We start from the raw sequence: 19740 nt of genomic DNA on the forward strand, positions 1-19740 counted from the left end.
CCATGAATGTTGCACATTAAAACATAACAGCCCGTAACTTTGGATAAAAAAGTGGTCGAACCGCTGTGTTAGTTTCTATTTTGTTACACGCGACGCAGCACGTTTATGACGAATAATTTCGTAAACGCCGGGCAATATGGACACCACGATAATGCCGACGATCAACAGCTTCAGGTTATCCTGGATCATCGGGAGAGTGCCGAAGAAGTAGCCCGCGTAGGTAAACAGCAATACCCACAACAGCGCGCCAATCACGTTGTAAGCGGCAAAATGACGATAAGACATATGCCCCATTCCCGCCACGAACGGCGCGAACGTTCTGACGATCGGCACAAAGCGGGCGAGAATGATGGTTTTGCCGCCATGCTTCTCGTAAAACTGGTGGGTTTTGTCGAGGTAACTGCGGCGGAAAATTTTCGAGTCCGGGTTGCTGAAAAGCTTATCGCCGAACAGTCGGCCAATGGTGTAGTTAACCGCGTCGCCAACAATTGCGGCAATCAGCATTAATACCACCATCATATGGACGTTGAGATCGTTATTGGGCAGCGACGCCAGCGCCCCGGCAACGAACAGCAGGGAATCTCCCGGCAGGAACGGCGTGACCACCAGACCCGTTTCACAAAACAAAATCAGGAACAAAATGGCGTATACCCAGATGCCATATTCGGCAACCAGCTCTGCCAGATGCACATCGATGTGCAGGATGAAATCAATAAGAAAGTAAATCAGGTCCATAATTATGCCTTTTACGACGCGAATTAGTCCGCCAGGAACAGCGGGCCCATAGGCGGTTTCGGAAGATCAAACCGGTCCGGATAATCCACCGCGACCAGATACAGCCCTTCCGCTTTCGCCGTTGCCGCTGCAAGCGTTCTGTCCTTTGCCGCTAACAGCTCTGCTATCCAGCTCTCCGGCTGGTTGTTGGCGCCCACTTCCATCAGGCTGCCGACAATATTCCTGACCATATGATGTACAAAGGCATTGGCTTTGATATCGACCACCACATATGCGCCATAACGCGACACGCTAATATGCATCACGTTACGCCACGGCGTGCGCGACTGGCACTGAACGGCGCGAAACGAGGTAAAATCGTTCTCGCCAATCAGGCATTGCGCCGCGCGGTGCATCCGCTCGGCATCCAGCGGCTCATAGTAATGCGTGACGCCTTTGGCTAAAACCGCCGGACGCAGCCGATGATTGTAGATGATGTAACGATAACGACGAGCCGTGGCGCTAAACCGGGCATGAAAATCGTCCGGTACAGCTTTCACCCAACGCACGGCAATGTCACCAGGTAAATTCGCATTTACGCCTAACGTCCACGCCGCGTCTTTTCGCTGTGCGGTCGTTTCGAAATGGACGACCTGCCCGGTGCCGTGAACGCCCGCATCGGTACGCCCGGCGCAGAAGACGGTAATCGGCTCATTGGCAACCTGGGAGAGTGCTTTTTCCAGCTTTTCCTGCACGCTGCGCACTTCGTTCTGACGCTGCCAGCCATAATATTTGCTGCCGTCATACTCAATGCCCAGCGCAATTTTATACACCGGCGGCTGTAGCTGGTCGGACATCAGTAGAGATACTCCTGCACCAGCTTCTCGGCAATTTTCACCGCAATCAGGGCACCGCCAAAGCGAACGTTATCGGCCACCGACCAGAACTGTACTTGCTCCGGCATACCGTAGTCGTTACGCACACAGCCTACGGAAAGCTGCGCGTTGCCAGACGCATCGCCGACCTGAGTGGGGAAATCCGTTTCGTCGGACAGCATGATATCCTCGCCCTGGGCGAAGGCGTCACGGGCCTCTTCTGCCGCCAGCGGACGCAGAGCTTCAAACGCGACCATCTGCGCGTGGCCGTAAAACACCGGCGACCGCACACAGCTTACGGAGATCATCAGCCCGTCATCCTGCATAATTTTGCGCACTTCATCGACGATACAGCGCTCTTCGCGCACGCTGCCTTCCCTGTCCGGCAACAGCGGTAACATGTTGAAGGCCAACTGGCGACCAAAGAAATCGTCCTCATCGATCGGGATCCCGTTCAGCAGCTTCGCGCTCTGCCCGGCGAGAGCATCGACCGCCTTTTTGCCCTGTGCGGAGGCCGAAAGCAGGCTGGTCACACTGATGCGGGACAAACCGCCCTGGTCGATCAGCGGCTTCAGCGACGCCAGCAGTTGGCTGGTCAGGCTGTTCGGGACGGCGATAACGTTACGGTTACGGTAGTCCGCCAGCACGAACGGGTTCACTTCCGGCACCACCAGCGGCACGTCCGGCTCAAGGGCGAACAGACCGCTGGAGTCAATCACCAGGCATCCTGCGTTGGTGGCGTCGTCCACCCACGCCGCCGTAGCCTCTAAGCCCGCGACAAAAAACGCCAGCTGCGCCTGCGTCCAGTCGAACTCTGCCGCATCCTGCACCGTTACCGTTTTTCCGGCAAAACGCAGATGTTCACCCGCGCTTTCTGGCCGCGCCAGCGCATAGATCTCACCGACCGGGAACTGGCGTTCTGCCAGAGTTTCAAGCAACGCTTCGCCAACGGCGCCCGTCGCGCCGAGAACGGCAATATTCCAGCCTTCAGACATGGTGGTTTACTCCAGAAATAGCAAAGCTCCCCGCTGCAGGCAGGGAGCGACAAAAAGAATGTTAGCGAGCCGGATGATGAACGGCGTTAAACCCGAGCTGATGCAATAGCGCGGCGGCGCTGGCGTCGTCGCACATCACATACAGTGACGACCATTCGCGGCGCTCAAGGTAAGTCTTGCGCAGTTTATCGAATTCACCCGGTATCCCGGCGACGTGACGCAGCGGCGCATCGTCGCGGCGCACATCATACACCAAATGCGCCAGTCTTTTCAGCGTTGGCTGATCTAACGGGCCGTGGAGCGTGATACGGCCAAATTCCGGGGCGGGCAGCAGCGTGTCAAGCGCGACATGTTGGGCGCGCCCGATAAACGCGCTGAACGCTTCAAAGACCTGGGTGGTTCCGCGCGCTTTGCCTTCCAGCGTATAGCCCGCAATATGCGGCGTACCGATATCCACTTTACTGAGCAGTTCTACGTTCAGGTCCGGCTCCCCTTCCCACACGTCCAGCACTACGCTCAACTGCTGTCCCGCGTTCAGGCGCGCCAGCAGCGCCGCGTTATCCACAACCGCGCCACGACAGGCGTTGATCAGGATCGTCCCTGGCTTCAGACGGGCGATCAGCGCCTCATCCGCCAGATGCAAAGTCTTGTACGGACCGTCTTTAAACAGCGGCGTATGGAAGGTCAGGATATCCGCCTCCCGCACCAGCTCGTCAAGCGAGCGGAAATCGCCTTCGTCGCCCCGATCCGCCCGCGGCGGATCGCACAGCAGCGTACGCACGCCGAACGCTTCCAGCCGCGCCTGTAAACGGCGGCCAACGTTACCGACCCCCACAATACCTACGGTACGATCGCGCAGGGCAAAGCCGTCGCGTTCGGCCAGCAACAGCAGCGCGGAAAAGACGTACTCGACGACCGCAATCGCGTTACAGCCAGGCGCTGCCGAAAAACCAATACCGGCCTGCGCAAGCCAGCGGTCATCCACGTGATCGGTTCCCGCCGTTGCCGTGCCGACAAATTTCACCGGTTTCCCCGCCAGCAGCGCTTCATTCACTTTGGTGACCGAACGCACCATGAGAGCGTCCGCATCGTCCAGTTCAGCAACCGGGATTGGGCGGCCAGGAACCGCTTTTACCTCGCCCAGTCGGCTAAACAATTCGCGGGCATAAGGCATATTTTCATCAACGAGAATTTTCACGTCTTTCGTACCTGTTTGAGAACGAGTGTTAACCGGGCAAGTGTGCCATAATCTGGCCGCCAGGCATACTTTGCTAAGATTGATGGTTTAAGGATACGTGATGATGCAACCCATTTCCGGTACTCCCGCGCGCCCTCCGGGTGAAGGGCAACCCGCTTCTTCCGCTGCGGGCGAACAACCGCTCTCTACTCAACAGCGGACGGTACTGGAGCGACTGATAACCCGCCTGATTTCACTGACGCAACAGCAAAGTGCGGAAGTGTGGGCCGGAATGAAACACGATCTTGGCGTGAAAAGCGACACACCGTTGTTGTCCCGCCATTTCCCCGCCGCAGAGCACAATCTCAGCCAGAGACTGAGCGTCGCCCAGCAAAATCATGCCAACCGACAGGTGCTGTCGCAGCTAACGGAATTATTGAGCCAGGGGAATAACCGTCAGGCGGTGAGCGATTTTATTCGCCAGCAATATGGACAAACGGCGCTCAGCCAGCTCACGCCGGATCAGCTAAAGAATGTACTGACGCTGCTCCAGCAGGGACAATTGTCTATTCCGCAACCACAACAGCGCCCGGCAACCGATCGCCCGCTGTTGCCTGCGGAACACAACACCCTGAACCAGTTGGTCACCAAACTGGCCGCCGCGACGGGAGAGTCCGGTAAGCTTATCTGGCAATCCATGCTGGAACTGTCGGGCGTGAAAAGCGGCGAGCTGATCCCGGCGAAGCATTTTACCCATCTGGCGACCTGGCTTCAGGCGCGGCAAACGCTCAGTCTGCAACACGCCCCGACCCTGCAATCGCTGCAGGCGGCGTTGAAGCAACCACTGGAGCCGGCAGAACAGGCATCGCTGAAAGAGTATGCCCAGCACACCTGGCAGATCCAGCCGCAGACAGTGTTGACCACCGCCCAGGTTCAGGATCTGCTGAATCAGATCTTCCTGCGCCGCGTTGAGCGCGACAAAGCGCTCAGCGATCCGCTTCATATTCAGCCAATCTACAGCCCGTTTACCCCGGTGATCGAAACCTTCAAAGCGGCCGCCGCCCGTCCCGGACTGCTGTTTCTCGCCCTGATGGTTGCGCTGCTGATTTTCTGGCTGGTGGTTTAACCCCGGCGAAACGACAGGATCGTCACCAGAATCCCTACCACGGCGGAAATCGCCCCCGCAAGGAACACTGACGGATAGCCACAGGATGTGGCCAACACGCCCGCCAGCGGGCCCGTGATAGCGTAGGAGATATCCTGAAACGCGGCGTATCCCCCCAGCGCCGTCCCGCGTACCTGCGCCGGGACACGCTTGACCACCTCAACGCCCAGCGCGGGGAAAATAAGCGAGCAGCCCGCCCCGGTTAACGCCGCGCCAAGCAGAGCAATCCACGCGGTTGGCGCCAGCCATAGCAGCACCAGACCCACGGTCTCGACCAATAAAGAAGCGATAGCGACTTTAACACCGCCAAAGCGATCCGGCATCCAGCCAAACAGCACGCGCATGAGGACAAACGCACCGCCGAACGCGGTGAGGGTAAAACCCGCCATTGCCCAGCCGTGGCTGGCGAAATAGAGCGAAATAAAGGTGCCGATAACCGCAAAACCCACCCCCTGCAACGCAAGGCCGAGACCGGGTTTCCAGATAAGCCCGACCACGCTCCACAGAGAAGGTCGTTCTCCCGTCTGCGCGGGCACTTTACGTACCGTGCCGTTAAATGCCCATGCCAGCAGCGGCAGCGCCATGGTGGTTCCTGCCAGCGTGGCAAACCCAAAGTGACTGTGGATGAGTAAACCCAGCGGCGCCCCTGCCGCCAGCGCGCCGTAAATCGCCATCCCATTCCAGGACATCACTTTACCGGAACGCGTTGGCCCCACCAGACCCAGCCCCCAGGTCAGCGTACCGGTAAGCAACTGGCTTTCTCCAAAGCCGAGGATCAGGCGACCTGCGATCAGCAGCGCAAATTTCACCGGCGCAGAGACGGGCAACAGCGCCGCCAGCAGCCATGCCCCGCCCGCCAGCGCGCAGGCGAACATGCCCTGCAACGCCGAGCGCTTGGCGCCGTACTGATCGGCGAGCCGTCCGGCATAGCCGCGCGTTAACACGGTGGCGAGAAACTGGATCCCGACGGCGATCCCCACCATCGTATTGCCATAACCCAGTTCATGGTGGACAAAAAGTGGAATCACGGGCAGCGGCAATCCAACCGTCATGTAGGTCAGGAACACCGCAAAGGCGATACGGAACAGTGAGAAATTGGCAGAAGATGTGGATTCTTTTTCAGCTACGACAGCCATGTATGACTCCAGGCAGCAGAACAAAAAAGGGAGCCTGAAAGCTCCCCTTTGAAATCATCAGGTTCTGCCGGATAGCGGCGATACGCCTTATCCGGCCTGTCACTTACGCTTTCAGCTTGCGCATAACCAGCGTGGCGTTGGTGCCGCCGAAACCAAAGCTGTTGGACATGACGGTGGTCAGTTCGCGCTCGGTGGTTTCAGTCACGATGTTCAGTCCGGCAGCCTGCTCGTCCATCTCTTCAATGTTAATGCTCGGCGCGATAAAACCGTGTTCCAGCATCAGCAGAGAATAAATCGCTTCCTGCACGCCAGCGGCGCCCAGAGAGTGGCCGGTCATGGCTTTCGTCGCAGAAATAGCCGGGCTGTTATCGCCAAACACTTCACGAATGGCGCCCAGTTCTTTCACATCACCAACCGGCGTAGAGGTGCCGTGGGAGTTCAGGTAGTCGATGGGGGTGTCCACGCCGTGCATCGCCATCTGCATGCAGCGAACCGCGCCTTCACCGGACGGCGCGACCATGTCTGCGCCATCGGATGTTGCGCCGTAGCCGACGATCTCCGCATAAATGCGTGCGCCACGGGCCAGCGCGTGCTCCAGTTCTTCAACCACAACCATCCCGCCGCCGCCAGCGATAACGAAACCGTCACGGTGCGCATCATAAGTCCGGGACGCCTTAGCGGGTTGATCGTTGTACTTAGTGGACAGCGCGCCCATCGCGTCGAACTCACAGGCCATTTCCCAGCCCAGCTCTTCGCCGCCGCCGGCAAACACGATGTCCTGTTTGCCCAGTTGGATCTGCTCTACCGCATTCCCAATGCAGTGCGCGGAGGTCGCACAGGCGGAGCTGATCGAATAGTTTACGCCGTGAATTTTAAACGGCGTCGCGAGGCAAGCGGAAACCGCAGAGCCCATCGCTTTGGTGACGACGTACGGACCCACCGCTTTCAGGCCGCGCGGGCTACGCATAGCGTCCGCACCGAATACCTGCGCTTTGGAGGAGCCGCCGGAACCGGCAATCAGACCCACGCGCGGGTTGTTCTGATACACCTCATCGCTCAGGCCCGCGTCAGCGATAGCCTGCTGCATGGAAAGAAAGGCATAAATAGAGGCATCGTTCATGAAACGAACCACTTTACGGTCGATCAAACCGGTTGTATCCAGCTTGACGTTACCCCATACGTGGCTACGCATTCCCGCATCTTTAAACTCTTCGGAGAAGGTGATCCCTGAACGTCCTTCACGCAGAGATGCCAGGACTTCCTGCTGGTTATTACCGATGCTGGAAACGATGCCCAAGCCAGTAATCACTGCACGTTTCATTCAATACCTCTGTAAGTCGCACTATAGTAAGTTTCGACTGGCACAATAGCGTACACTTGTACGCCGAACAAGTCCGATCAGCCATTTTGTCCGGAAATTTGCGCCGCCTGGCACACATCGCTAAGATCGTGGCACTGCCCGTCAGACGAGTAACTTACGTGAAACAAAATGCCATACAACCCGCCAACCTCGAATTCAACGCTGAGGGTACACCTGTTTCCCGAGATTTCGACGATGTGTACTTTTCTAATGATAATGGCCTTGAAGAGACACGTTACGTCTTTCTCGGCGGCAACCGGATCCCTGAGCGTTTTCCGGAACATTCCGACCCGCTTTTTGTGGTCGCAGAGAGCGGCTTCGGCACTGGCCTGAACTTTCTGACGCTCTGGCAGGCGTTTGCCGCGTTTCGCGCCACGCACCCTGAGGCTACGCTACAAAGATTACATTTTATCAGTTTTGAAAAATTTCCCCTGCACCACGACGATCTGGTCGCCGCGCACCAGCGCTGGCCTGAGCTGGCGGCGCTTGCAAAGCAACTCCACGCCCAGTGGCCGTTGCCGCTGGCGGGCTGTCATCGCCTGCTGCTGGATGAAGGACGCGTCACGCTCGATCTGTGGTTTGGAGATATTAACGAACTTACCGACCAACTGGATGACAGTCTGCATCAGAAAGTGGACGCCTGGTTTCTCGACGGCTTCGCGCCCGCCAAAAACCCGGACATGTGGACCCCGGGACTGTTTAACGCTATGGCGCGACTGGCGCGACCCGGCGGTACGCTGGCAACCTTTACCTCCGCGGGATTTGTGCGCCGGGGTTTACAGGAAGCCGGTTTCACCATGCAGAAATACAAAGGTTTTGGCCGCAAGCGTGAAATGCTGCGCGGGGCGATGCTTCAAAGACTTACGCCTGTCGCCAGAGCGCCGTGGTTTGTCCGCCAGGGCAGCCTTAAGCGTGAAACGGCTATTGTTGGCGGCGGTATCGCCAGCGCCCTGCTGTCCCTGGCGCTGCTGCGTCGCGGCTGGCGGGTCACGCTCTATTGCGCGGACGAAAAACCTGCCCAGGGCGCATCGGGAAACCGTCAGGGTGCGCTTTATCCCCTGCTCAGCAAGCACGATGCGGCGATAAATCTCTTTTTCCCCGCCGCCTTTACCTTTGCCCGCCGTCAGTACGATGCTCTCCCGGTTGTTTTCGATCATGACTGGTGCGGCGTCACGCAGGCCGGCTGGGACGAAAAAAGCCAGCAGAAGATCGCGCAACTGTTGTCGCTGGAACTCCCCGACGCGCTGGCGCAGGCGGTAAAAAGTGGACACATGGAAGCCTTAACCGGCGTTGATATCGACTGTGCTGGTATTTCCTATCCGCTGGGCGGCTGGCTGTGTCCGGCGCAATTGACTGCCGCAGTGCTGGCGCTGGCTGAACAACAGGGGCTACGTTGCCATTACCGTCATTCGGTCGACGCGCTAAGCGCGACGGCGCACGGCTGGTCCCTGCGCTTTGCCGATGGCACGCAGGCTGAACATGACGTCGTGGTGCTGGCGAACGGCCATGCGATTAACCACTTCACACAGACACAGCCGTTACCCGTTTACCCGGTCGGCGGTCAGGTCAGTCATATTCCCGCCACGCCTGCCCTTTCCGCGCTTCGCCAGGTGCTGTGCTATGACGGTTATCTTACCCCGGTAAATCCGGCTAACCAGCACCATTGTATTGGCGCCAGCTATCATCGCGGCAGTGACGCTACGGAATATCGTGAGGACGATCAGCAGCAGAACCGGCAGCGGTTAATTGACTGCTTCCCGACGGCGAAATGGGCGCAAGAGGTGGATATCAGCGGGAAAGAGGCGCGCTGCGGCGTGCGCTGCGCTACTCGCGACCATTTACCGATGGTCGGCAATGTACCGGATTACGCCGCCACGCTAACGCAGTACGCCAGTCTGGCCAGGGATCCTTCTTCAGCGGCAAACGCGCCCGTACATGAGGATCTCTTTATGCTCGGCGCGCTGGGATCACGCGGCTTGTGCACCGCGCCTCTGTGTGCGGAAATCCTGGCGTCGCAAATGAGCAATGAACCCCTTCCGCTGGATGCGGGTACGCTGGCTGCGCTCAATCCGAATCGTTTATGGGTCAGGAAATTACGGAAAGGGAAAACGGTGAAATAATGGGGTGATGCCGGATGGCGACGCCATCCGGCAAAGGCGCGATTATTGGCTGGTCGCCTTCTGGAACAACGCATCCCACATCTCTTTGACTAACGCCTGATCGCGTGGTGACAGTTCACCCGCACCGATCGCTTTCTCGAGACTGCTGGTGACGTTGGCGTAAACGGCGTCCGCGGAATGGTCATCACGCCCTTCCAGCTCCGCCACGGCTAACGTCAGGTGGCCACGCAAATACCCACTGGCAAACAGCTCATCGTCGCTGGCGTGTTCAACCATGTCGTCGATTAATGCCAGAATGCGTGCTTCAAACTCCGCGATCATCTTCTTTCCTCATTGTAAACGTGGCGCTGGCTTTAGTTTAGCGCTTCCGGCCACGGGAACTGTTCCGCCTTAAGGTCGGGCGTGTGATAATAATCTTGTAACGCTTTGATAAAGCGAGCCGGCCGTTCAGGAATGCCCTTTTCCAGATACTCCATCACCTGCGCATGAACCCGACGCTGAAACACCACGCGGTCCGGTTCGACGTCGCCTTCCAGGTTGTCGCAACTGACGTTGAACGGATACCCCGCCGCCACGCAAAACAACCAGTCAAACGCTTGCGGTTTCACTTCCACATCTTCAAACTTGCTTTGGGTCGCCGCGTCCCGTCCGTCCGGGCAGTACCAGTAACCAAAATCAACCTGTTCACGGCGCGCTTTCCCGGCAATACACCAGTGCGAAATCTCATGCAGGGCGCTGGCGTAAAAACCGTGAGCAAAGACGATCCGGTGATACGGCACCTCTGCATCAGCAGGAAGATAGATCGGTTCGTCATCGCCTTTAATCAGACGGGTATTAAAATCGTCAGCAAAGCAGTCGTTGAACAGGGTAATTAACTGTTCATAGTGGTGTGTACTGTTCATTAATTCATCCCCAGCCAGTGGAGAATCTCCTGTCCATGGTTATCATAAAGTAGTTTGGCGCTCATCACCGCCGAGACGATGACGATCATAGGCCGAATCAGCTTTTGTCCCTTGCTCAATACCAGGCGTGAGCCCATGCGCGCGCCGAGAAACTGCCCAATCAACATAACGAACCCGGTTGCCCAGATCACTTTTCCGCCAATCATAAACAGCAGCAGGCCGCCGATGTTCGACGTGGCGTTCAGCACTTTGGCGTGGGCGGTGGATTTGGCGAGGTTGTAGCCGCAAAGCGTGACAAACGCCAGCGCGTAAAACGACCCGGCGGCAGGGCCAAAGAAGCCGTCGTAAAACCCGACGCACCCCCCCGCGACCAGCGCAAACGGCAAGCCGTACAGGCGACGCTGGCGATCATCTTCACCCAGCTTTGGCATCAGCAAAAAATAGAGACCGATGCAGATCACCAGCACCGGGAGGATCTGACGAAGCACGTCTGCCTGCACGTGCTGCACCAGCAGCGCGCCGCTCATCGAGCCAATAAAGGTCATCGCGATATTCAGTTTCTGATCGGCAAGATCCACCACCTTACGGCGAATAAAGTAGATAGAGGCGGAAATTGAGCCGCCGCAGGCCTGCAATTTATTGGTGGCCAGCGCCTGAGCGGGAGACATGCCTGCCGCCATCAGCGCGGGGATGGTCAGCAGTCCGCCGCCCCCCGCCAGTGAATCGATAAAACCAGCCAGCATCGCAACAAAAAACAGCACAACCAACAGCAGCGGGGAGACCATAAACAGGTCGGCGAAATTATCCATTAGAGTACATGCTCATCCAGTAGCGCCTGGCAGGAAGGCGGCAACGGTGGCGGTGTCTTCTTCTCAGGCTTTGTTGTTCCAGGTTTTGGGGGTTCAAACCAGCTTTGCAGTTCAGCGCCACAACCGTCGCCTGGCGGAGGCAAAGGTTGATCTTCGCACTCCAGGCTGTCAGCAGGGCACCGTAATCGTACATGCATATGCGCGCGATGCTGGAACCAGGGTCGCACTTTACGCAACCAGTCGCGATCGTTTCCTGCGTCCAGGCAAAGCTGTTGTTTGATCGCCGGATTCACGAAAATGCGGGTGACGTCATTATCTTCCGCCGCGAGCTTAATCAGGCTAAAGATTTCCGGCTTCCACAGTGAAGGCACAACGTGCTTTCCGTCGCGGGCCACCAAATCCAGCGCCTGCGGTCGCAGCAACTGCGCCTGAGTCCAGCGTGTCTTTGGTAATTGCAGGAAAATGTCCACATCCAGACCGCTCTGATGGCTGGCGTGGCCGCCGTTAAACCGGCCGCCGGCCGGCATGCCCATATCGCCAATCAGCACCGTCCCCAACCCCAGGTTATTCACCCGGGTGCTCAGACGCTGAATGAACAGCACCAGATCGGGGTGACCAAAATAACGGCGTTGGTCGGTACGCATGACCTGATAGTGTTCCGACTGGACCGGAAGCGTATCGGCGCCAACGATACAGCCGTTCGAAAAGCTGCCGATCGACTGCGCGCTGCCCGCTATGGGCTGGGTTATTTTCTGCCACGGCGTCGCCGCCTGGCTGACGCTGCCGGCAAGCAGTGCCAGCAGCGCAATCGCGGTTTTTTTCATCTCTTACCAGCGTGGAATATCTGTTGTGACATCCGCATTTTGCGCCCGCTGGCGCAGCAAGTGATCCATGAGCACGATCGCCAGCATCGCCTCAGCGATCGGCACCGCGCGGATCCCGACACACGGATCGTGACGGCCTTTGGTGATCATCTCGACTTCTTCGCCAAAGCGATTAATGGTACGACCCGGAACGGTAATACTGGAGGTTGGCTTCAGCGCCATGTGGGCAATAATTTGCTGCCCACTGCTGATCCCACCCAAAATGCCGCCCGCATGGTTGCTCTGGAAGCCCTGCGTCGTTATTTCGTCACGGTTTTGGCTTCCGCGCAGCGCCACCACGTCAAAACCGTCGCCAATCTCAACGCCTTTCACGGCATTAATGCTCATCAGCGCATGGGCGAGATCGGCGTCAAGACGATCAAATACCGGCTCGCCGAGACCGGCGGGAACGCCGCTGGCTACCACCGTTACCTTAGCGCCGATAGAATCACCCTCTTTTTTCAGCGCCCGCATCAGTTCGTCAAGGGCGTCGATTTTGTCCGGATCCGGGCAGAAAAAAGGGTTCCGTTCCACCTGCTCCCAGTCTTTGATCGCCAGCGGAATATCGCCCATCTGGGTCAGGCAGCCCTGGATGCGGATGCCGTATTTTGCCGCAAGGTATTTCTTGGCAATCGCGCCCGCCGCCACGCGCATCGCGGTCTCGCGCGCGGACGAACGCCCGCCGCCGCGGTAATCGCGCAGGCCATATTTCTGCTCGTAGGTGTAGTCGGCGTGTCCCGGACGAAACACGTCCTTGATGGCGCTGTAATCCTGCGAACGCTGATCGGTATTTTCGATCAGCAAACCGATGCTGGTGCCGGTGGTGACGCCTTCAAACACGCCAGACAAAATTTTCACCTGATCCGGCTCACGGCGCTGGGTCGTGTAGCGAGACGTGCCAGGACGCCGCCTGTCGAGATCGTGCTGCAGGTCAGCTTCGGTCAGAGGAATGCCCGGCGGCACCCCGTCAACAATGCAGCCCAGCGCCAGCCCGTGCGATTCGCCAAAGGTGGTTACCCGAAAGAGTTGTCCAATTGTATTTCCTGCCATTGCGATTCCGTTGTCGTCGTTGTGATTTAGTCTTTATAGAGGCTGAAATGCTCGCGGGCGGCCAGTAACTCGGCTTTGGTCAGCATAAAGACGCCATCGCCGCCGTTGTCGAATTCCAGCCAGGTAAACGGCACATCAGGATAGTGTTCCATCAGATGTACCATGCTGTTCCCGACTTCACAAATCAGAATACCGTTATCTGACAGGTAGTCCGGCGCGTTGCCCAGAATACGGCGGGTCAGTTTCAGGCCATCTGTCCCTGACGCCAGCCCCAGTTCAGGCTCGTGACGATACTCATTCGGCAGATCGGACATATCTTCCGCGTCCACATACGGCGGGTTAGTCACGATCAGATCGTACTGGACTTTTGGCAGGTCGCGGAACAGGTCCGAACGAATGGGGGTGACATGGTGCAGCAGGCCGTGCTCTTCAATATTGTGCTCAGTGACGGCCAGCGCGTCGGCGGAGATATCCACCGCGTCGACTTCCGCTTCCGGAAACGCGTAGGCGCAGGCAATAGCAATGCAACCGCTGCCGGTACACATGTCGAGAATATGCTGCGGCTGTTGGCGAATCAGCCCTTCAAAACGGTTGTTGATCAGCTCGCCAATCGGCGAGCGCGGCACCAGCACGCGTTCATCGACGTAAAATTCATGGCCGCAGAACCAGGCTTTATTCGTCAGATAGGCCACCGGAATACGCTCGTTCACCCGGCGGATCACCCGCTCAACAATGCGGTGGCGTTCGCTGGACGTCAGACGCGCGGTGCGCATGTCTTCGGGAATATCCAGTGGAAGATAAAGTGACGGCAGCACCAGTTGAACGGCTTCATCCCACGGGTTGTCGGTGCCGTGACCGTACCAGATATTCGCCGCGCTAAAACGGCTGACCGCCCAACGCAACATGTCCTGAATGGTATGCAGATCACTTACTGCTTCATCAACGAAAATTTTATCCACCTGTTCCTCCAGGGCATGTACGCAATAATTTCGGCGGCTAGTTTGCCACGAAGCCAGCGATAAATCAGCATTCACACAGGGGACAGGCGCGAAAATTGCGTTTTACGCATTCGCATCGCCGGTGAGTCGGGTAAACTAACGGAAAATGAAAAATGAGACAGCAGAATGAAAAAGAAAACATCGCTCAGCGAGGAGGACCAGGCGCTGTTCCGGCAACTGATGACCGGCACCCGGCAGATTAAGCAGGACACGATTGTCCATCGCCCGCAACGTAAAAAAATCAGCGACGTTCCCGTTAAGCGGCTTTTGTCGGAACAGGCGGACGCCAGCCACTATTTTTCGGACGAATTTCAGCCGCTGTTGAATACCGAAGGCCCGGTAAAATACGTACGTTCCGACGTCAGCCACTTCGAGCTGAAGAAAATGCGGCGCGGAGATTATTCACCGGAACTGTTTCTCGATCTTCACGGCCTGACGCAGCTGCAGGCGAAGCAGGAACTCGGCGCGCTGATTGCCGCCTGTCGCCGGGAGCACGTTTTTTGCGCCTGCGTCATGCACGGTCACGGTAAGCATGTACTGAAACAACAGACGCCGCTGTGGCTGGCGCAGCACCCACACGTGATGGCTTTTCATCAGGCCCCAAAAGAGTACGGCGGCGACGCCGCGTTGCTGGTGCTGATAGAGGTGGAAGAGTGGCAACCGCCCGAACTGCCATGATGTAAGGTTGCCGGTGGGAGGCGCAAGCGCTATATCTGGCCTACGAGACAGTCATCGCCGCCGTAGGCCGGATACGCGAAGCGCCATCAGGCAGCGGATGTTTACATCGCTTTTGCCATTTTGAGGTTGCACGGGCTCATCTGCCAGTTGAACACCCCTTTGCCGCTTTCGTCCAGCGTGACGCTGGCGATCGCTGATGTGGTAAACATAGGCGGCGTTTCTCCCGGGCACAATTCAGACACCAGGTAGCCGACTAACGGCAGGTGGGAGATCACCAGAACGCCGGAGACGCCTTCATTGGCCAGCGCCTGAAGATACGCGCTGACGAGGCCGACATCGCCGCAGGGCGTCAACTCCGGCAGAACGTCAACGTTACCCGGCAGGTTCATGCACTCCCCTACCTCGTCCAACGTTTGCTCGGCTCGCAGGAACGGGCTCACCAGAACACGTTCGATATCCACTTTTTGACCTTTCAGCCAGTTCGCCATAAGGCGCGATTCGTCACAACCACAGACGGTTAAGGGACGAACCGAATCACTGGCGGCGTCGAGGGCCGCGTCGCCGTGACGCATGATAAAAACTTGCATATTGCACCGCTTTTGTTAACCAGAATCACCCGCATTCTTGCTGAAACCGTCTGAACGGTCGCCGAAATGCGGTGGCCGGCATTGTGCCTTATCCGTTCACCGAATGAAACGCTGTTTTTTACCTCAACGCTGTAAGTATAGTCAATCTGTGTTTACAATTTAACCAACTCACGGCCATTCGTTGCGGATTCACCCTACATTTGACCTTTAAAATTCAGGCCAGTTGCATCTGCTTTCCAGAAACTTTCACCCCGCTCCGCCATCTGCAATAACGCATCGCACGGCGTAAATCGTGGACCGTACTGCGAAGCCAGGCGTTGCAATACCGCAACCACTTCACCCGCGCCGAGAGAATCCATATAACGGAACGGACCACCGAGAAACGGCGGAAATCCAATGCCGAATACCGCGCCAATATCACCGTCGCGAGCGCTGCGGATCACTTGTTCATCGAAGCAACGCGCGGCCTCATTGAGCATCAGCATCACGCACCGTTCAGCCATTTGCCGGGCGGAAAGCCTGCTCTGCCCCTGAACGCCAATAAGCGTATAAATCGCAGGGTCGACCTGTTTTTTGCTTTTACGCCCTTTTGCACCATAAAGATAGAAACCGCGACCATTTTTTCTGCCTTTGCGATCGTCGTTCAAAATTGAGGAAACAACATTTGCAGGGGCGCTAAAACGCTCGCCATAAGCGGCTTCCAGAACGGGGATAATTTTCGTACCGGTATCGATTCCCACTTCATCCAGCAGTTGAACAGGCCCCACCGGAAAACCAAATTTCACCAACGCGCTGTCGATAGCGTCGACCCGCTCACCCTCAGTCAACATGCGTATGGCTTCGTTGATATAGGGGGCGAGAATACGGTTTACATAGAATCCGGCCTTGTCGCGCACCACGATAGGTGTTTTACCCTGTTTCTTCGCCAGCTTAACGGTGGTGGCGATGGTCTGCTCAGAGGTGGCGGCATGGGGAATGACCTCGACCAGGGGCATTTTTTCAACCGGGCTGAAAAAATGCAGACCAATCACCTGCCCCGGCCTGGCGGCATGGGCGGCGATGTCGCTAATCGGTAAAGATGAGGTGTTAGAGGCGAAAATGGTATGGGATGCGCAGTTTTGCTCAACTTCCGCCACCATCTGCTGTTTTAGCGCCAGATCTTCAAAGACAGCTTCTATGACCAGGTCACGATGGGAAAATCCGCGATAGTCGGTGGCGCCTGAAATCAACGCCAGCTGTTTGTCCCGTTCGCTGGCTTTGATATGGCGACGACGTACCTTCGTTTCAAGCTGATGCCAACTGTACTTCAGCGCATGATTGATGCCGTGAACATTAATGTCTTTAATGCGAACCGGTAAGCCGCCTTTACAGGCCGTCACGTAGGCAATTCCCCCACCCATCAGCCCGCCCCCCAGCACGCCAACGCTGTTAAGCGGCCCCGGCGGGGCATCGCTACCGGGATCTTTTTTCACCTCGGTACTGGCAAAGAAGATATTGCGTAACGCCTGCGATTGCGGCGTCATCGCCAGCTCGCCAAAAGCGCGGGCTTCCGCGTCGTAACCGCTGCTGCTGCCCTGCGCCAGGCCAGTTTCGATCACCTGAAGAATACGTTCTGTCGCCGGGTAGTTACCGTGTGTTTTCTGTTCGGTTTTTTTACTGACCATACGGAACAACAGTGCGCGCCCCAGCGGCCCCGCCAGAACGCGTTCGCGCACCGGCAGCGTTCGCGACGTTGACCGATCCTGTTTAGCCCGTTCAACCGCAGCCTCGAGCAGAATCGACAACGGAACCACATCGTCCACCAGCCCCATCTTTAACGCCTGCTTCGCACGCAGTTGTTTGCCGGTGAGGATCATCTCCAGCGCCGTACTGACTCCGACCAGCCGCGGCAAACGCTGTGTGCCGCCGGAACCCGGCAGCAGCCCCAGTTGTACTTCCGGCAGGCCCAATACCGTTTTGCTGTCATCGGTACAGATTCGCTCATGACAGGCCAGCGCCAGTTCCAGTCCGCCGCCCAGACAGGCGCCGTGAATAGCGGCGATGACGGGCACCGGAAGACCGTTGATTTCCGCCATCAGTTGTTGTCCCTGACGCGCCAGCGCCTCCGCTTCCTGCGCGCTTGCGCAGTTGCCAATCATGTTGATGTCCGCGCCAGCAATAAAATTATCCGCTTTCGCGGAAATAAAAACGACGCCGCGCAGTTCCCTGTTTTCGCGAAGCTGTTTCAGGATCGCGCGTACCTGACTCGCAAACTCCGCTTTCAGGGTATTCATCTTTTCACCGGGTACATCTATGGAGATAACCGCCACATTGTCCGGACGCAGATTAAGCGTAAAAGCCGATGTCATTTCCATTATTCTGCCTCCAGAACCATCGCCGCGCCCAGACCGCCTGCCGCACAGGCAGTGACTAAACCGAAGCCGCCTCCCCGACGGCGCAATTCGTGCAGAGTCTGGGTGATCATCCGGGCGCCGGTGGCGGCAAACGGGTGCCCGTAAGCAATCGAACCACCGAGTACGTTGAACTTGCTGTCATCCACCTCACCGGTGGCATGGGCGCGTCCCAACACCTCGCGGGCAAAACGCTCACTGCCAAGCAGTTGCAGATTCGCCAGCGTCTGAGCGGCAAAGGCTTCGTGCATATCAATCAGCGTCAGATCGCTCAGGCTTAAGCCCGCCCGATCCAGCGCCAGCGGCGTTGACCAGGCCGGTCCCAGCAGCATGTCCTGCCAGACATCGATAGCGGTAAAGGCGTAGCTGCGTAAATAGCCGAGCGGAATCAGCCCCAGCTCTTTCGCGCGGGATTCGGTCATCAGGATCACCGCTGCCGCCCCGTCTGTCAGCGGCGTACTGTTGGCAGCGGTCACCGTGCCATGTTTACGGTCAAAGGCCGGACGCAGTCTGGCGTAATCCGCCAGCGTCGAGTTGCCGCGAATATTGTTATCTTCAGACAGCGGCGCCTTGAACGGCGGCGTCCAGGCGGTCATCACTTCATCGGCTAACTTTCCTTCCGCCCACGCCTGCGCCGCGCGCTGATGTGAACGGTGGGCCAGCGCATCCTGCTGCTCACGGGTGATTCCGTAGGTTTTCGCCATCTGTTCCGCCGTATCTCCCATCCGCAGGCCAGTCGAATATTCGGCGACGGCGGGCGGCACGGGCATCAGATCGCGTAAGCGCAGGCGGGAAAAGAGTTTCAGACGTTGCCCCATCGTCCTGGCTTTATTCACATCCACGAGGACTCGCGCCAGTTTTTTACTGACGCCAATGGGCAATACCGACGAGGAATCCGCGCCACCGGCTATCCCCGCGCGGATCGTACCCGCCATCAGGCTTTCCGCTACGTTAGCGACCGCCTGAAAGCTGGTCGCGCAGGCGCGGCTTACGCTGTAAGCGTCGGTATGCACACTCATACCGGTGCCGAGGACAATTTCACGGGCGATATTTGGCGCTTCCGGCATCTGGACAACCTGACCAAAGACCAGTTGCTCTATGACGTCTACGGGGATCTCACTGCGGGCCATCAGTTCGCCCACCACCATTTTGCCAAGATCGACAGCGGGAATACCATGAAAGGCGGTAGCCTGGCGGGCAAAAGGGGTACGTAACCCGCTCACAATGGCAATGCGATCGCCCTGCCGGGTGACCAGCGGTAAAGCCTGACTCATAACACTCCCCTGTAAAAATAAAATAAGTGGTCTGACCTGATCATAGTCTTAACCAATTATTTACATTTAGCCAAGCAGGGGCGGATGAAAGTGAGAGCTGTGACACAGTGAATAATGACGGGATGAAACGAAAAAGCCCCGACAAAAGGTTGTCGGGGCAGATAAATAATGAAGGGATTAACGCAGACCGAGCTGGAAGATCAGGGTTTCGGCTTCGCAGGCAAAGACAAAATCGATGTCCAGGCGCACGCCGTCAGATTCTTCAGTGAAAGTCGAAGTAATTTGGCAAGGCTCGGACTCCACGTTCCGCGCTTTTTCGGTCAGCGCCGCCAGCGTTTCTTCCGCTTCTGCGCGGTTAGCGAACACACGGCTGTATGACGCGGTGCAATCGGAGTTGTCCATGATGGTACCAACGTCCATACAGCAGCAAACCGGGGTTTCATCAGCACTGCATTTACTCATTGTAGATTTCCTCTGTATTCGCACCCAGGGTGCCAGATAAACGATAGCGATATTTTACGCCTCCGACTTTCGCCTCTCCAGTCGTTAATGGTGGGAAATGCGAGAAGTGACCGAAATCACACTTAAAAATGATCTAAAACAAATTCAACCCAAACGGCTATGTGCGCTCCCCGGCAAAATTGCCA

The 19740-nt window shown here is 57.3% G+C and carries 19 protein-coding genes; 3 read left to right on the forward strand and 16 right to left on the reverse strand.

What is annotated here, in order from left to right:
• Positions 1 to 75 precede the first annotated feature (75 nt).
• The 4 genes from OGY07_RS10230 to pdxB all read right to left on the reverse strand — a co-directional run bounded on the left by OGY07_RS10230 (position 76) and on the right by pdxB (position 3782).
• On the reverse strand, positions 76 to 735 hold the full coding sequence (locus OGY07_RS10230) for a DedA family protein (protein ID WP_042290742.1): 660 nt from the start codon (positions 733 to 735) through the stop codon (positions 76 to 78).
• Positions 736 to 758: 23 nt separating this feature from the next.
• Positions 759 to 1571, reverse strand: coding sequence for a tRNA pseudouridine(38-40) synthase TruA (gene truA / locus OGY07_RS10235; RefSeq protein ID WP_042290744.1), 813 nt, complete (start codon positions 1569 to 1571; stop codon positions 759 to 761).
• Positions 1571 to 2584 (reverse strand): aspartate-semialdehyde dehydrogenase, encoded by a 1014-nt coding sequence (locus tag OGY07_RS10240; protein ID WP_286600329.1) that lies wholly within the window; start codon positions 2582 to 2584, stop codon positions 1571 to 1573. The genes truA and OGY07_RS10240 overlap by 1 nt, the downstream gene beginning before the upstream one ends.
• Before the next feature lie 61 nt (positions 2585 to 2645).
• Entirely contained in the window at positions 2646 to 3782 is a 1137-nt protein-coding gene (gene pdxB / locus OGY07_RS10245; protein WP_286600331.1) for a 4-phosphoerythronate dehydrogenase PdxB, read from the reverse strand.
• A 103-nt stretch (positions 3783 to 3885) separates the two neighbouring features.
• Here pdxB and flk point away from each other — a divergent pair, with 103 nt between their 5' ends.
• Complete coding sequence (gene flk / locus OGY07_RS10250; RefSeq protein WP_042290948.1) at positions 3886 to 4887, forward strand: flagella biosynthesis regulator Flk; 1002 nt, start codon at positions 3886 to 3888, stop codon at positions 4885 to 4887.
• On the opposite strand, the gene OGY07_RS10255 is transcribed toward flk, so the two are convergent.
• The gene (locus OGY07_RS10255; protein WP_286600333.1) at positions 4884 to 6062 is read right to left on the reverse strand and encodes an MFS transporter; all 1179 of its coding nucleotides are present in this window, start codon (positions 6060 to 6062) and stop codon (positions 4884 to 4886) included. The genes flk and OGY07_RS10255 overlap by 4 nt on opposite strands.
• 103 nt (positions 6063 to 6165) lie before the next feature.
• The gene (fabB, locus tag OGY07_RS10260; RefSeq protein WP_060570095.1) at positions 6166 to 7383 is read right to left on the reverse strand and encodes a beta-ketoacyl-ACP synthase I; all 1218 of its coding nucleotides are present in this window, start codon (positions 7381 to 7383) and stop codon (positions 6166 to 6168) included.
• Between the two features lie 158 nt (positions 7384 to 7541).
• Between fabB and mnmC the strand changes: the two genes are divergently transcribed.
• The gene (gene mnmC / locus OGY07_RS10265) at positions 7542 to 9542 is read left to right on the forward strand and encodes a bifunctional tRNA (5-methylaminomethyl-2-thiouridine)(34)-methyltransferase MnmC2/FAD-dependent 5-carboxymethylaminomethyl-2-thiouridine(34) oxidoreductase MnmC1 (protein WP_269535295.1); all 2001 of its coding nucleotides are present in this window, start codon (positions 7542 to 7544) and stop codon (positions 9540 to 9542) included.
• Between the two features lie 42 nt (positions 9543 to 9584).
• Here mnmC and OGY07_RS10270 read toward each other — a convergent pair whose 3' ends face one another.
• From OGY07_RS10270 to prmB, 6 genes are read right to left on the reverse strand one after another with little or no spacing between them, the layout of a single operon-like run.
• Positions 9585 to 9863 (reverse strand): YfcL family protein, encoded by a 279-nt coding sequence (locus OGY07_RS10270; RefSeq protein ID WP_042290754.1) that lies wholly within the window; start codon positions 9861 to 9863, stop codon positions 9585 to 9587.
• Positions 9864 to 9895: 32 nt separating this feature from the next.
• Positions 9896 to 10444 carry an elongation factor P hydroxylase gene (locus OGY07_RS10275; RefSeq protein WP_042290756.1) on the reverse strand — a complete coding sequence of 183 codons (549 nt, stop codon included), beginning with the start codon at positions 10442 to 10444 and terminating at the stop codon, positions 9896 to 9898.
• Positions 10444 to 11253 carry a sulfite exporter TauE/SafE family protein gene (locus tag OGY07_RS10280; protein WP_042290758.1) on the reverse strand — a complete coding sequence of 270 codons (810 nt, stop codon included), beginning with the start codon at positions 11251 to 11253 and terminating at the stop codon, positions 10444 to 10446. The genes OGY07_RS10275 and OGY07_RS10280 overlap by 1 nt, the downstream gene beginning before the upstream one ends.
• A complete protein-coding gene (mepA, locus tag OGY07_RS10285) occupies positions 11253 to 12077 on the reverse strand; it encodes a penicillin-insensitive murein endopeptidase (protein ID WP_042290760.1) in 825 nt (274 codons plus the stop codon). Before mepA ends, OGY07_RS10280 begins: the two co-directional genes overlap by 1 nt.
• 3 nt (positions 12078 to 12080) lie before the next feature.
• Positions 12081 to 13166 carry a chorismate synthase gene (gene aroC, locus OGY07_RS10290; RefSeq protein WP_286600340.1) on the reverse strand — a complete coding sequence of 362 codons (1086 nt, stop codon included), beginning with the start codon at positions 13164 to 13166 and terminating at the stop codon, positions 12081 to 12083.
• 26 nt (positions 13167 to 13192) lie between these two features.
• Positions 13193 to 14125: a 50S ribosomal protein L3 N(5)-glutamine methyltransferase gene (gene prmB, locus OGY07_RS10295; protein ID WP_042290764.1), complete on the reverse strand. Its 933-nt coding sequence runs from the start codon at positions 14123 to 14125 to the stop codon at positions 13193 to 13195.
• 165 nt (positions 14126 to 14290) lie between these two features.
• Here prmB and smrB point away from each other — a divergent pair, with 165 nt between their 5' ends.
• A complete protein-coding gene (gene smrB / locus OGY07_RS10300; protein WP_042290766.1) occupies positions 14291 to 14842 on the forward strand; it encodes an endonuclease SmrB in 552 nt (183 codons plus the stop codon).
• A 101-nt stretch (positions 14843 to 14943) separates the two neighbouring features.
• Here the strand turns inward: smrB and sixA are convergent, their stop codons facing one another.
• From sixA to OGY07_RS10320, 4 genes are all read right to left on the reverse strand, one after another.
• Positions 14944 to 15429: a phosphohistidine phosphatase SixA gene (gene sixA, locus OGY07_RS10305; protein ID WP_042290767.1), complete on the reverse strand. Its 486-nt coding sequence runs from the start codon at positions 15427 to 15429 to the stop codon at positions 14944 to 14946.
• 194 nt (positions 15430 to 15623) lie between these two features.
• The gene (gene fadJ / locus OGY07_RS10310; protein WP_286600343.1) at positions 15624 to 17783 is read right to left on the reverse strand and encodes a fatty acid oxidation complex subunit alpha FadJ; all 2160 of its coding nucleotides are present in this window, start codon (positions 17781 to 17783) and stop codon (positions 15624 to 15626) included.
• Complete coding sequence (gene fadI / locus OGY07_RS10315; RefSeq protein ID WP_286600345.1) at positions 17783 to 19093, reverse strand: acetyl-CoA C-acyltransferase FadI; 1311 nt, start codon at positions 19091 to 19093, stop codon at positions 17783 to 17785. Before fadI ends, fadJ begins: the two co-directional genes overlap by 1 nt.
• A 177-nt stretch (positions 19094 to 19270) precedes the next feature.
• Complete coding sequence (locus OGY07_RS10320; protein WP_042290770.1) at positions 19271 to 19555, reverse strand: YfcZ/YiiS family protein; 285 nt, start codon at positions 19553 to 19555, stop codon at positions 19271 to 19273.
• Positions 19556 to 19740: the final 185 nt, after the last annotated feature.

This window comes from Citrobacter sp. Cs237 (assembly GCF_030332325.1).
Classification (GTDB): Bacteria; Pseudomonadota; Gammaproteobacteria; order Enterobacterales; family Enterobacteriaceae; genus Citrobacter_A; species Citrobacter_A sedlakii.